The 12,822-nt window shown below is 64.4% G+C and carries 11 protein-coding genes; 1 reads left to right on the top strand and 10 read right to left on the bottom strand.

The window, feature by feature from the left end:
- Positions 1 to 275: 275 nt before the first annotated feature.
- Genes AB1462_RS29245 through gabT form a run of 3 tightly spaced genes read right to left on the bottom strand, consistent with a single transcriptional unit; the run spans position 276 to position 2,795 of the window.
- Complete coding sequence (locus AB1462_RS29245) at positions 276 to 764, bottom strand: Lrp/AsnC family transcriptional regulator (RefSeq protein WP_010449292.1); 489 nt, start codon at positions 762 to 764, stop codon at positions 276 to 278.
- 45 nt (positions 765 to 809) lie between these two features.
- The gene (locus AB1462_RS29240; RefSeq protein ID WP_367248697.1) at positions 810 to 1,454 is read right to left on the bottom strand and encodes a 2-haloalkanoic acid dehalogenase; all 645 of its coding nucleotides are present in this window, start codon (positions 1,452 to 1,454) and stop codon (positions 810 to 812) included.
- A gap of 48 nt (positions 1,455 to 1,502) precedes the next feature.
- A complete protein-coding gene (gabT, locus tag AB1462_RS29235; protein WP_090406208.1) occupies positions 1,503 to 2,795 on the bottom strand; it encodes a 4-aminobutyrate--2-oxoglutarate transaminase in 1,293 nt (430 codons plus the stop codon).
- Between the two features lie 193 nt (positions 2,796 to 2,988).
- Between gabT and AB1462_RS29230 the strand changes: the two genes are divergently transcribed.
- Positions 2,989 to 3,915: a glyoxylate/hydroxypyruvate reductase A gene (locus tag AB1462_RS29230; RefSeq protein WP_090410066.1), complete on the top strand. Its 927-nt coding sequence runs from the start codon at positions 2,989 to 2,991 to the stop codon at positions 3,913 to 3,915.
- A 403-nt stretch (positions 3,916 to 4,318) separates the two neighbouring features.
- On the opposite strand, the gene AB1462_RS29225 is transcribed toward AB1462_RS29230, so the two are convergent.
- From AB1462_RS29225 to AB1462_RS29195, 7 genes are all read right to left on the bottom strand, one after another.
- Positions 4,319 to 5,410, bottom strand: coding sequence for a tartrate dehydrogenase (locus tag AB1462_RS29225; protein WP_259194963.1), 1,092 nt, complete (start codon positions 5,408 to 5,410; stop codon positions 4,319 to 4,321).
- A 20-nt stretch (positions 5,411 to 5,430) separates the two neighbouring features.
- Positions 5,431 to 6,891, bottom strand: coding sequence for an NAD-dependent succinate-semialdehyde dehydrogenase (locus AB1462_RS29220; RefSeq protein WP_367248694.1), 1,461 nt, complete (start codon positions 6,889 to 6,891; stop codon positions 5,431 to 5,433).
- Positions 6,892 to 7,008: 117 nt separating this feature from the next.
- Positions 7,009 to 8,166 carry an acetylornithine deacetylase gene (argE, locus tag AB1462_RS29215; protein ID WP_090406216.1) on the bottom strand — a complete coding sequence of 386 codons (1,158 nt, stop codon included), beginning with the start codon at positions 8,164 to 8,166 and terminating at the stop codon, positions 7,009 to 7,011.
- Positions 8,163 to 9,317: an FAD-binding oxidoreductase gene (locus AB1462_RS29210; RefSeq protein WP_053138833.1), complete on the bottom strand. Its 1,155-nt coding sequence runs from the start codon at positions 9,315 to 9,317 to the stop codon at positions 8,163 to 8,165. The genes argE and AB1462_RS29210 overlap by 4 nt, the downstream gene beginning before the upstream one ends.
- Positions 9,314 to 10,693: an FAD-dependent oxidoreductase gene (locus tag AB1462_RS29205; RefSeq protein WP_367248692.1), complete on the bottom strand. Its 1,380-nt coding sequence runs from the start codon at positions 10,691 to 10,693 to the stop codon at positions 9,314 to 9,316. The genes AB1462_RS29210 and AB1462_RS29205 overlap by 4 nt, the downstream gene beginning before the upstream one ends.
- The gene (locus tag AB1462_RS29200; RefSeq protein ID WP_259194959.1) at positions 10,675 to 10,983 is read right to left on the bottom strand and encodes a (2Fe-2S)-binding protein; all 309 of its coding nucleotides are present in this window, start codon (positions 10,981 to 10,983) and stop codon (positions 10,675 to 10,677) included. The genes AB1462_RS29205 and AB1462_RS29200 overlap by 19 nt, the downstream gene beginning before the upstream one ends.
- Entirely contained in the window at positions 10,980 to 12,821 is a 1,842-nt protein-coding gene (locus AB1462_RS29195; RefSeq protein WP_259194958.1) for an ABC transporter ATP-binding protein, read from the bottom strand. Before AB1462_RS29195 ends, AB1462_RS29200 begins: the two co-directional genes overlap by 4 nt.
- Position 12,822: the final 1 nt, after the last annotated feature.

The raw sequence follows: 12,822 nt of genomic DNA, 5'->3' as shown, positions 1-12,822 counted from the left end.
AACTCTTCTTTCAGGCTCATGGCATCTCTCGTGGTCCAGGGCATGATGGCTTTCCGGCGAAATTGGCTCGCTGGAAAGTGTCCACCATGTCCCCGCACACCCGTCAACCATGTGTCCGGTCCGTACACGCTGTTCAAAAGTGAGCCGCCGTAAGGGCGGAACCCATAGCGGCCGTTACCGCAGCAACGGATATGTACCCGGTCCAATCCAAAAAATAGTCGGCCCAGAGGCCGCCATCGGGAGCAAGCCCCCTCCCACAGGAAAGCGAGCGTGGGTCAGTGCCGCAGCAGTTTGCGCAACGGCACGCCATCCTTGAGCACCGGCGACTTGATCACGATGTAGCTGAAGTACTTGGAGATACCGATATTCTTGTCCAGCAGGCTCTCGACCACTTCCTGATAGTGCTGGATGCTGCGGGTCATGAAACGCACCAGGTAGTCGTAGCCACCACTGATCAGGTGACACTCAAGCACTTCGTCCACCAGGCGGATATTCGATTCGAATTTGGCGAAGTCTTCACGCTTGTGGTCGCTGAGGGTGATCTCGGTAAACACCGTGACCGAGTCGGTGATCTTGGCCAGGTTCAAGTGCGCCTTGTAGCTGGAAATATACCCGGCCGACTCCAGCCGCTTGACCCGTTGCAGGCACGGGCTGGCGGACAGGCCCACGGCGTCGGCGAGGCTGACATTGGTCATCCGGCCGTCTTTTTGCAATTCAACCAGAATACTGATGTCGATCCGGTCCAGCTTGACTTGCCCTTCCATTGCGTACCTCTTGACTGCCGTTTGTAAGACAATCTTCTAGCAAAATCAGCGCCGTAAAGACAGCTGATGCTGCGCCACCAGATCCGCCATGCTGTTGATGCAGTAGTCCGCCGCGCAAGGCGAAGGCTGCCGCGCCCGGTGGCGGCCGATCAAACAGCGGTCCAGCGCCGCGTGTGCACCGACCGACGGTCGCGTGACATGCAGCACCGGTTGCAGTTGCTCGCCCTGGTCCGTGAGCCATTGCGGGTCTTCGGCCAGGGAAATGAAATCTTCCGGTGCAATCCCCAATCGCTCGCACAACACCCCGCGATCCTCGGCATCGCGGTCGCCACGCACCAGCAGCCGGTAGAACTTGCGCAGGTACAGCATCGCCCCCGGTGCATCCTCGAACAACGACCAATTGCCCGCCGAACGGGCAAAGCTCATGCCCTCCTCCCAACTGGCGTGCAGCCCCCAGCTCTCGGCCAACTGGCGATGGGCAAAACACAACACGCCACTGAAGCCCAACTCGGCGAAGCGCGGGTAGAGCTGGGCGACCTGCGCGTTGAATTCGGCCAGCACCTGATCCTTGACCGGCTGCCCGCCACGGCTGTCGAGCAGCGGCTGCAACGCCGCCCACACCCCGGAATCGCGATCCACCAGCACTTCATCGCAATCGATCAGCAACGCTCGATAATCTGTCAGTCCCATGTGGGGTCAAGCCTCCAATGATGCAGTTCGCCCGTAGCGGGCACAGCCTCAGTTCAAGACCCGTGCCAAGGCACCGTCGAGGATTTTCAGCGCTTCGTCGACCTGGGCTTCGGTGGTCACCAACGGCGCGAGGAAACGCAGCACATTGCGATGTACCCCGCATTTGATCACCAGCAAACCACCGGCCCGGGCTTCATCGATCAGCCGTTGATTGAGGTCGGCATCCGGGGTGCGGGCCGGGTCATCCTTGATCAATTCCATCGCCAACATAAAGCCGGTGCCGCGCACATCACCGATGCGCGAGTAGCGCGCCTGCAGGCCGAGCAACCCCTGGCGCAGGCGCTCGCCCAGTACTTGGCTGCGCGCCAGCAACTGCTCCTGCTCGAACGCATCGATCACCGCCAGCGCCGCCGCACAGGCCAGCGCATTACCGCCGTAGGTGCCGCCGAGCCCGCCGGGCAGTGGTGCATCCATGATGTGCGCCTTGCCGACTACGCCGGACAACGGCAAGCCGCCGGCCAGGCTCTTGGCCACGGTGACCAGGTCGGGCTGGATACCCGCGTGCTGGAAACCGAACCAGGTGCCGGTGCGACCGAAGCCGGTCTGGATTTCGTCGAGGATCAGCACGATGCCATGCTTGTCGGCCAACGCCCGCAGCGCCTGGAGAAACTCAGCGGGTGCGGTGAGGAAACCGCCGTCGCCCTGCACCGGCTCGATGATGATCGCGGCCACCCGCTCCGGCGCTACCTGGGTCGCCAGCAACTCATCCAGGGCCTTGAGCGCGATGTCGCTGGTCACGCCGCGATAAGCATTTGGGTACGGGGTGTGGAACACCTCCGGCGCAAACGGCCCGAAGTTCTGCTTGTAGGGTTGGCTCATGCCGGTGAGCGTGGTGCCCAGCAACGTGCGCCCGTGGAAACCACCACGGAAGGCGATGACCGCCGAGCGATTGGTATGGGCACGGGCGATCTTCACCGCATTTTCCACCGCCTCGGCGCCGGAGGTGAAGAACGCCGCTTTATACGCGTCCTGGCCGCCGATCATTTCACACAGGCGCTGGGCCAGGTCGAGGTAAGGCTGGTAGGCCACCACCTGGAAGCAGGCATGGGAGACCTTCTGCAACTGGGCCTGCACGGCGGCGACCACCTTGGGGTGGTTATGGCCGATGTTGAGCACGCCGATACCGCCGACGAAGTCCAGGTAACGCTTGCCATCCACGTCCCACAATTCGGCGCCCTGGGCGCGGTCGATCACCAGCGGGTGCGCGGTCACCAGGCCACGGGGCACGAACTGCTCGCGCTGACGGAGCAAATGAGGGGTTTCGTCGACTTTGCTATTCATGGCATTTCCCATCGTGAGTCCGGCAACCGGAAGGTGGTTGCGATGCAGTCCAGAGTACGGCCTGCGGGCAACCAACTACGCCGAACTTGCCCCGTGAGAAATTCGGATCAACTGTTTTCGCCCCGCGTTTCAACAGATCCTGCGCCGGGCTTGGGGGATGATGATCGCTACCTTCATCCAGCAGGAAATGCCCATGGCCTTGCTCTACAAAGCTGACCCGGTGCGCGGCCGACACTGGCAGGCACTGTTCGCCAAACACGCACCGGATATCGAATGGCGCACCTGGCCCGACATCGGCAACCCCGCCGAGGTCGACTACCTGGCCGCCTGGCAGGCACCGGAAGATCTGGCCCGCGTGCTGCCCAACCTGAAGGTGTTGTTTGCGTTGTCGGCCGGTGTCGATCAACTGGACCTGGACCGTTTGCCTGCGGGCCTGCCGGTGGTGCGCCTGCTGGATCCGGGCATCACCCGCGGCATGTGCGAGTACGCCAGTTGGGCGGTGCTCAGCCTGCACCGCGACATGCTGCGCTACCGCCAGCAGCAGGTGGCGCGCTGTTGGCAGGCGCACCTGCTGCAGCCGGCCGCGAACCGGCGTGTCGGGGTGATGGGCTTGGGTGCCCAGGCGCAGCAGATTCTGGCGACCTTGGCGCCGCTGGGCTTTGCGTTGTCGGGGTGGGCGCGCAGTGCTCACCGCGTGCCGGGGGTGGAGTGTTATGCGGGGGAAGCGCAACTGCCGGCGTTTCTTAGCCAGTGCGATATTTTGCTGTGTGTGCTGCCGTTGACGGAGCAGACCCAGGGGATTCTGGATCGGCGCTTGTTTGCGCAACTGCCACCGGGGGCGGGGTTGGTGAATATGGGCCGTGGGGGGCACCTGGTTGAAGAGGATTTGCTCGAGGCGCTGGAGAGTGGGCAGTTGAGTGGTGCGGTGCTGGATGTGCTTCGGGAGGAGCCGGCGGCGCCGGAGCATCCGTTTTGGGAGCATCCGCAGGTGTTGTTGACGCCGCATATTGCGGCGATGACGCAGCCGGAGAGTGCGTTTGGGGTGTTGTTGGAGAATATTCGGCGGTTTGAGCGGGGGGATGAGATGGTGGGGGAAGTGGATCGGTTGCGGGGGTACTGAGTACATATGCGTTTCTGGGGTAACGACTTGCCCCCGATGAGCATAGGTATCTACACAATTTCCAGAGACTGGCGAGTTCCCCTGTGGCGAGCGGGCTTGTCCCGCGTTGTGCCGCGTAGCGGCCCCAAAACAGCCGCTATGGAGTTTCTGATACACCGCATTCTGCTTTACTGGGGGCTGCTACGCAGCCCAACGCGGGACAAGCCCGCTCGCCACAGGGAGATTTGTCAGAGGCTGAAAAGTTGTGTAGTTACCCATGCCCGATGAAGGCGTGTCAGTTGATGCATCTTTGGCTGACCCACTGCCATCGGGGGCAAGTCGAATCGTCGCACCGCCCCTCCCACAGTTTTAACCCAGTACACCAGGCACAACGCCGGTCGGCTATAAGGCCGCCGCGTTTTGATCAATTCGCCTCAGCCAACCGCGTCGCAATTGCCAATCCCACATCCTGAGTCGATCCCTGCCCGCCCAAATCCGGCGTGACCACCCCCTCCGCAATCACCGCCTCAATCGCCCGCAATATCCCATCATGCGCCGCCTGATACCGCCCATCCCCATTGCCCAAAAAGTCCAACATCAACGCCCCCGACCAGATCATCGCAATCGGATTCGCAATGTTCTGCCCATAAATATCCGGCGCCGACCCATGCACAGGCTCGAACAACGACGGAAACCGCCGCTCCGGATCCAGATTCGCCGACGGCGCAATCCCGATGGTTCCCGCACACGCCGGCCCCAGGTCCGACAGAATGTCGCCAAACAGATTCGACGCCACCACCACATCAAACCGGTCCGGCTGCAGCACAAACCGCGCACACAAAATATCGATGTGCTGCTTGTCCCACGTTACCTCGGGATAGTTCGCCGCCATCAATGCCGTGCGCTCATCCCAGTAAGGCATGCTGATGGAAATCCCATTGGACTTGGTCGCCGCCGTCAGCTTCTTACGCGGACGCGTCTGGGCCAGGTCGAAGGCAAACTTGAGGATGCGGTCGACGCCGCGTCGGGTGAACACCGACTCCTGCAGCACGAATTCATGCTCGGTGCCTTCGAACATCTTGCCGCCCACCGAAGAATATTCGCCCTCGGTGTTTTCGCGAATCACCACAAAGTCGATGTCCCCCGGCTCGCGCCCGGCCAGGGGACATGGCACGCCGGGGAACAACCGCACCGGGCGGATGTTCACGTACTGGTCGAAGTCGCGGCGAAACTTGAGCAGCGAGCCCCACAGGGAAATATGGTCCGGGACTTTGTCCGGCCAGCCCACGGCGCCGAAGTAGATCGCGTCAAAGCCCTTGAGCTGCTCGAACCAGTCCTCGGGCATCATCTGCCCGTGTTCCAGGTAGTAATCGCAGTGGGCCCAGTCGAGCACTTCGATGCTCAGGTTCAGGCCCCAGATCCTGGCGGCCTGTTCCAGTACCCGCAGCCCTTCGGGCAGCACTTCCTTGCCGATGCCATCGCCGGCAATCGCGGCGATTCTAAATGCCTTGCTCATGGTGCATGCCTCGCAAAAATTCAGTTCAAGCCGCCGATATGGAAGGCTTTGACTTCAAGGTATTCGTCCAGGCCGTACTTGCTGCCCTCGCGTCCCAGGCCCGATTGCTTGATACCGCCGAACGGCGCGACTTCCATCGAGATAATCCCGGTGTTGAGCCCGACCATGCCGAACTCCAGGGCCTCGCCAAAGCGCCACGAACGCTGCAGGTCCTGGGTGAAATAATAGGCGCCCAGGCCGTACGGGGTGGCGTTGGCCAGGGCGAGGGCCTGGGCTTCGTCGGTAAAGCGCATCAGCGGTGCCACCGGGCCGAAGGTTTCTTCATTGGCCAGCAACATCCCGGCGTGGGTATCGCCGAGTACCGTGGGCTGCACGAACTGGCTGTCACCGCTGGGGACGGCGCCGCACAGCAACTGGGCGCCCTGGCTCAGGGCGTCGTCGATATGCCGCGCGACTTTGTTCACCGCCGCGGGGTTGATCAGCGGGCCGATGGTCACGCCGTCTTCCAGGCCGTTGCCGACCTTGAGCTTGCCCACCTCTTCCACCAGCCGCGCCGCGAAACGCGCATAGATACCGTCCTGCACCAGGATGCGGTTGGCGCACACGCAGGTTTGCCCGGCGTTGCGAAATTTGCTGAGCATCACCCCGGCCACCGCCTGTTCGAGGTCGGCGTCATCGAACACGATAAACGGCGCATTGCCACCCAGTTCCAAACTCAAGCGCTTGATGTGCTCGGCGCTCTGGCGCATCAACAGGCGGCCGACGGCAGTGGAGCCGGTAAAGGAAATCTTGCGCACCGCCGGGTTGCCGGTCAGCTCTTCGCCGATGCCGGCGGGCAAACCGGTGATCACATTGAACACCCCGGCCGGAATACCGACGCGCTCGGCCAGCACCGCCAGGGCCAGGGCCGACAGCGGCGTGAGGTCCGAGGGTTTGACGATGATCGGGCAACCGGCGGCCAGGGCCGGTGCGCATTTGCGCGTGATCATCGCGTTAGGGAAATTCCACGGGGTGATGGCGGCGCATACGCCCACCGGTTGCTTGAGGGTCAGCAAGCGGCGATCACCACTGGGTGCGGGCATGGTTTCGCCGTAGACCCGGCGCGCTTCCTCGGCGAACCATTTGACGAAACCGGCACCGTAGCGCACTTCGCCACGGGCTTCGTTCAGCGGTTTACCCTGCTCGCAGGTCATGATCAGCGCCAGGTCATCGAGGTTGTCGATCATCGCCTGGTACCAACGCTCCAACAGCGCCGCACGTTCGGCAGCCGGGCGTGCGCGCCAGGCGGGCCAGGCACGCTCGGCGGCGTCGATGGCGCGGCGGGTGTCCACCGCGTCCATGGCCGGCACCTGGGCAATCAAGTGGCCGGTGGCCGGGTCGCGGATGTCCAGGGTGGCGCCGCTGTCGGCAGCGATCCACTGGCCATCTACGTAGGCGAGTTCAGCCAGCAGGCTGGGGTCTTGCAAGCGATTTTTGAGCATGGTCGAGTCCTGATCCGAGACACGCTCCAGTCTAGGGAGGTACCGCAAACGAGGATGCCGAAAGCACGGTTAAAGCAGCGTGCCGTGCTGAAATTCACCCCAGGACGGCAGGCTCTGCTAGGCCGTCAGTGAACCGAGCAAGCCTTGCAAAAAGCGCTCGCCGGCGTCCATCTGGCTGATCTCGATAAACTCGTCGGGCTTGTGCGCCTGCTCGATGGAACCCGGCCCGCACACCACCACCGGCACGTCCAGGCGCTGCTTGAACAGGCCACCTTCGGTGCCGAACGAGACTTTGGACGTGCCAGTACCCGGCGCGGCGAATTGCTTGAGAAAACGCACCGCCTCGACGCTGGGGTGGGTGTCGAGGCCGGGATAGACGTTGATCGTTTCGATCTCGATGGCCGCCACGCTGGACAGCTTCTGCGCCTCGCGCACGATCACCTCGGCGCGCTCGCGCATCTGCTCCAGGAACGCGTCCAGGTCGTCCGCCGGCAGGTTGCGCACTTCGAAGTCCAGGGTGCACAGGTTGGGCACGATATTCAGCGCCTTGCCGCCGACAATCTGGCCGACATGCACGGTGCTGTAGGGCACGTCATAGTCATTGTCCTGGGCGCCATGGCGTTGCAACTGCTGCTGGCTGTCACGCAGGGCGGCGATAAAGTCGCAGGCCACGTGGATGGCGTTGACCGAGCGCGGCGCCAGGGATGAATGCGCCTCCTGGCCTCGGCAGTACGTGCGGTAGGACCCCTTGCCCTTATGGCCGAGTACAAACTGCATGTTGGTCGGCTCACCGATCACACACAGAAACGGCCGCACCGGCGCCAGGTGCAGCACGTCGAGCAAGCGCCGCACGCCGACGCAGCCGATCTCTTCGTCATGGGACAGGGCCAGTTGCAGTGGGCGTTTTAACGTGTGGTCGGCGGCATCCAGCATGGCGTCGATGGCCAGGGCGATAAAGCCCTTCATGTCGCAGCTGCCGCGCCCGTAGATGCGCCCGTCCTGCACGGTGGCGGCGAAGGCGGGAAAGGTCCAGGCCTGCCCCGCCGCCGGCACCACGTCGGTGTGCCCGGACAGCAACACGCCGGGCTGTTCCTTGGGCCCGGTGCTGGCGAACAGGTTGGCTTTCTTGCCGCTTGGGTCCTTGACGATCAGCGACTCGATGCCCTTGCTCAGCAGCAGGTCGCGCACATACTCAATCAAGGCCATGTTCGACTCCGATGACACGGTGTCGAAGGCCATCAGCTGTTTCAGAATCTCCAATACGCGGGGTTTCATGAGGCCTGGCTCCGTTGCTCGGCAGGTGGGGCGAACCGGGTGATGGAGAACGGCTCGATCGGGGTACTGGTGCTGCCGGTGGCGAGCAGCTCGGCCATCACATCGCCGACGCCCGGGCCAAGCTGGAAACCGTGGCCGCAAAACCCGAAGGCATAGAACAGCCCGTCGACAGTGCCGCTGGGGCCCATCACCGGCAGCGAGTCCGGCAGGTAGCCTTCGATGCCACTCCACACGCGGATGATGTTCAGGTTGCCGACACCCGGCAGCAGGCGGCGCATCTGGCTGACCTGGTTGAGGATGCTGCGCGGTTCCACGTAGGCGCGGCGGTTGAGCATATCCGGCTTGCTGCGGTAGCCGCCGCCGATGACGATATTGCCCCGGGGAATCTGGCGAAAGTAGATCACCTCTTCGGGCACCTTGGTGTACACGCCGATCACGGTGGGCAAGGCATAAGGCACCGGCTCGGTCACGGCCATTTGCGGGCCGTGGGTGTCCAGCGGCACCGGTTCGCCAAACTGCGCCGAGAGCTTCTGGCCCCAGGCGCCGGCGGTGATCAACAGTTGCGCGGCGTGGAACTGGCGGCCATCGGTGGTGGTGACCTGGAAGTCGGCGCCGACCTTCTGCACCTCGGCCACTTCGGTGCGTTCTTCGATCTGCGCGCCCAGGCGCCGGGCGGCGCGGGCAAACGCAGGCGCGGCCAGGCGCGGGTTGGCATGACCATCGTGGGGCGCATAGGAGCCGCCCTTGACGTCCGGGCCGAGGAAGCCGAAGCGTTGATGCAGTTCGGCGCCGCGATAAATCTTCAGGTCCAGTTGTTGCGCTTCCGGTGCGGCGGCGTAGGCCTCCAGCTCGGCAATTTCATCTTCGCGGTAACACACGCGCATATGTCCGCTGGGGATGAATTCCAGGTCGTCGTCGATCAGTTCCGGCAGGCGTTTCCACAGCGCCCACGAGCGGTTGGCCAGGGCCAGCTGGCCGAGGAAACGCCCTTGCCGGCGCACATTGCCGAAGTTCACACCACTGGCGTACTGGCCGATCTGGTCGCGCTCCAGCAGGATCACCGACTGCCCGCGACGACGCAGAAAAAACGCGGTCGCCGAGCCCATCACACCTCCGCCGACAATCACCACATCGGCTTTTTGCACGCTCATGACGACACCTCCTCGGTGATCAACATCGACAACGGTTTGACCGGCGCCTGGCCGCGCTGGCGCCCGACCTCCTGCACCGGCACGCCGGCAGCGGCGGCGATCACTTCGGCCCCGGCCTGGGAGCAATAACGCCCCTGGCAACGGCCCATGCCCACACGGCTGAATGCCTTGGCGCGGTTGACTTCACAGGCGCCCTTCTCTTTCACCGTGCGGCGCAGCTCGCCAGCGCTGATCATCTCGCAGCGGCACACGATGGCGCTGTCCGGCAACGCCTTGGCCTGTTCGCTCGGCCACGGGAACGCCTGGGCCAGGCCCAGGCGGAATTGATCCATCACCGCCAGGGCCTGTTGTTGTTCATCGCGCAGGCCGGCGTCGACCGGCTGTTGCAGGTCTTCCAGCAGCGCCAGCGCCACCAGGCGCCCGGCGTGCTCGGCGGCATCGGCGCCGCGAATTTTTGCACCGTCACCGGCCGCGTACACGCCCTTCACCGAGGTGCGCCCGGCGTCATCCGTGGCCAGCCACCATTGGCTCGATGCAGCATCGAACGCCATGCGACAACCGGCCAGGTCACCCAGCTGGGTTTCCGGGCGCAGGTGATAACCCACCGCAACGGCATCGGCCTGCACCGTGACGGTATGCCCGTTGCCCGTGGCGAAGCGCACACCGCTCACGCCATTGGCCGCGTCGCCCAAGACTTGCAGCGGCTTGACCCCCAGGTGCACCGCCACCTTGGCGCGGTACAGTTGCGCCAGCAGCTTGACCCCGGTGAACAGCACGCCGGGCCGCGCCAGCAGTTTGGGCAGGGCTTTCAGGCGCAGGCTCAAGGCTGAGGTGTCGAGCACCGCCGCCACTTCGGCGCCGGCATTCACGTATTGGCTGGCGACCAGGTACAGCAACGGCCCGCTGCCCATGAACACCACGCGATGGCCGATGGACACGGCCTGGTTTTTCAAGGCGATCTGCGCCCCGCCCAGGCTGTAGGTGCCCGCCAGTTGCCAGCCCTCGATGGGCATCAGACGGTCGGTGGCGCCGGTGCAGAGGATCAGTGCGTCGTAATCCACCGTGGTGTGGCGGCCCTGGCTCACGCAGCACAGCTGCCCCGGCGTGAGGTTCCACACCAGAGTGTCGGGGCGGTAGTCGATGGCGTCGCGCAGGCGGTCGAAACTCTGGTGCAGGGCCTGGGCCTTGGCGGCTTCGCTGCCGTACAGGGTCGCGTAGTTGCGAGTGAAGCCTTCTGGCTGACGCCGGTAGATCTGGCCGCCGTCGCGGCGGTTTTCATCGATCAGGATCGGTTTGATCCCGGCCGCCAGCAGGGTTTCGGCGCAACGCACGCCGGCCGGTCCAGCGCCCACAATAACTACCCGTGCAGTGGCCATGTCGCCTCCGGTTGTGTGGTAACGATGTCCAGCCCGTCACGGACTTCATTGGAACACGCGCGCAGGCGTTCGCCGCTGCGGGTCCACACCCAGCAATCCTGGCACGCGCCCATCAGGCAGAAACCGGCGCGGCGGCCGCTGTCGAATTCCGACTGGCGCAGCGCGTTGCCGTGGGTCAGCAGCGCGACCATCAAGGTGTCGCCCTGCAGGGCTTCGACGGCGGCGCCATCCACGGTCAGGCTGACCGTCGGCCGGCCCTGTTCGGCCAACCTCACAAAACGCCCGTTCATGCATAGGCTCCCAAGGTCATGGTGGTCACGCCCTGCTGGGTATTCAGCAAGTGGGCGCTGTCGTGGTGGCACAGGATTTCACCACCGTTGTCCAGCCTGCGACGGCTCGGCGCGGTGCGGTTGCACAGGCCGTCGACGCGCACCGGGCAGCGATTGAGGAAGGTGCACAGTTCCGGTACGTTGGCGCGCTCGCCAATCGCTGGCAGCACCTCGGACGTGGTGCCGCAGGTTTCCAGCCAGCCCTGGCGCAACTCGGGCACCGAGTGAATCAACAGGTCGGTGTAGGGGTGGAACGGTGGCTCGGCAAACGACTGGCGGCTGCCGGCCTGGACCTTGTGGCCGCTGTACATCACCACAATGTCATCGCACAGAGCACGCACGGTGGAGATGTCGTGGCTGATAAACAGGTACGACACCCCCAGTTGCTGGCGCAGGTCGCGCAGCAGTTCGAGGATCGCCGCGCCCACCACGGTGTCGAGGGCCGAGGTCACTTCATCACAGAGGATCAGGTCGGGTTTGGCCGCCAGCGCGCGGGCCAGGTTGACCCGCTGCTTTTGCCCGCCAGACAACTCATTCGGGCGCCGTTCGGCAAGGTCGCGGGGCAGGCGCACCAGGTCGAGCAGTTCGCCGATGCGGGTTTGCAGCGCCGCGCCTTTGAGGCCGAAATACATTTTCAACGGCCGACCGATGATGGCCGCCACGCTGTGCATGGGGTTGAGCGCGGTATCGGCGTTCTGGAACACCATCTGGATCCGGCGGAATTGTTCCGGGGTGCGCTCGGCGAGGCTACCGCCCAAGGGTTGCCCGTCGAAGGCCAGGCTGCCGAGGGCCGGGGTCAACAACCCCGCCACCACCCGGGCCAGGGTGGATTTACCCGAGCCCGACTCGCCGATCACGCCAATGGCCTGGCCACGGCGCACGGTGAGGTCGATGTCTTCCAGCACCCGAATCGACGGCATGCCGTGCAGGTTCTTGTTGCCGTAGCCGGCGGTGAGGCCGGTGATGGTCAGCAGCGGCACCTCCCCGGCGACGCCGCAAGGCGGGCGAATGGTGGTGTCGGGCCGTGCGGCGGCCAGCAGGCTGCGGGTGTAGGCGTGGCTCGGGGCGTTGAGCAGCGGTGCGGTGGCGCTTTGCTCGAGGATCTGGCCACCGTTGAGCACCACGATCTGGTCAGCCATTTGCGCCACCACCGCCAGGTCGTGGGACACGTACACCGCCGTGGCCCCGCGCTCACGCACCACGCGTTTGAAGGCGCGCAGCACGTCGATCTGGGTGGTCACGTCCAGTGCGGTGGTCGGCTCGTCGAGCACCACCAGCAGCGGGTCGCTGATCAGCGCCATCGCCGCCATCACCCGTTGCAGTTGCCCGCCGGAGACCTGGTGCGGGTAGCGTTGGCCGATGCGTTCCGGGCCCGGCAGCGCCAGGTCGCGGAACAGCCCGATGGCCTTGGCGTGCAGCTCGGCCCGAGTGCCCAGGCCATGGATCAGTGCGCCCTCTATCACCTGGTCGATGAGCCGTTTGGCCGGGTTGAACGCAGCAGCGGCGCTTTGCGCGATATAGGACACACGGTTGCCGCGCAGGCCTTGCAGCTGATGTTCGCTCAGGGCGAGCATGTCGTGCTCGCCGACCTGCACCACCCCGCCGGACAAACGACAGCCACGCCGTGCATACCCCAGCAAGGCCAGGGCGATGGTGGTCTTGCCCGAGCCGGACTCACCGATCAACGCCAGCACTTCACCTTTTTTCAGCGCAAAGCTCACGCCCTTGACGATTTCCACCTCGCCGCGCTCGCCACAGGCGACCACGCGCAGGTCTTCGACGCGAATCAATTCAGTCATT

Origin of the sequence: Pseudomonas sp. SB113 (assembly GCF_040754745.1) — a bacterium.
GTDB lineage: Bacteria > Pseudomonadota > Gammaproteobacteria > Pseudomonadales > Pseudomonadaceae > Aquipseudomonas > Aquipseudomonas grimontii.
The sequence above is the reverse complement of the archived record's forward strand: the minus strand, read 5'-3'. Positions and strand labels throughout refer to the sequence as shown.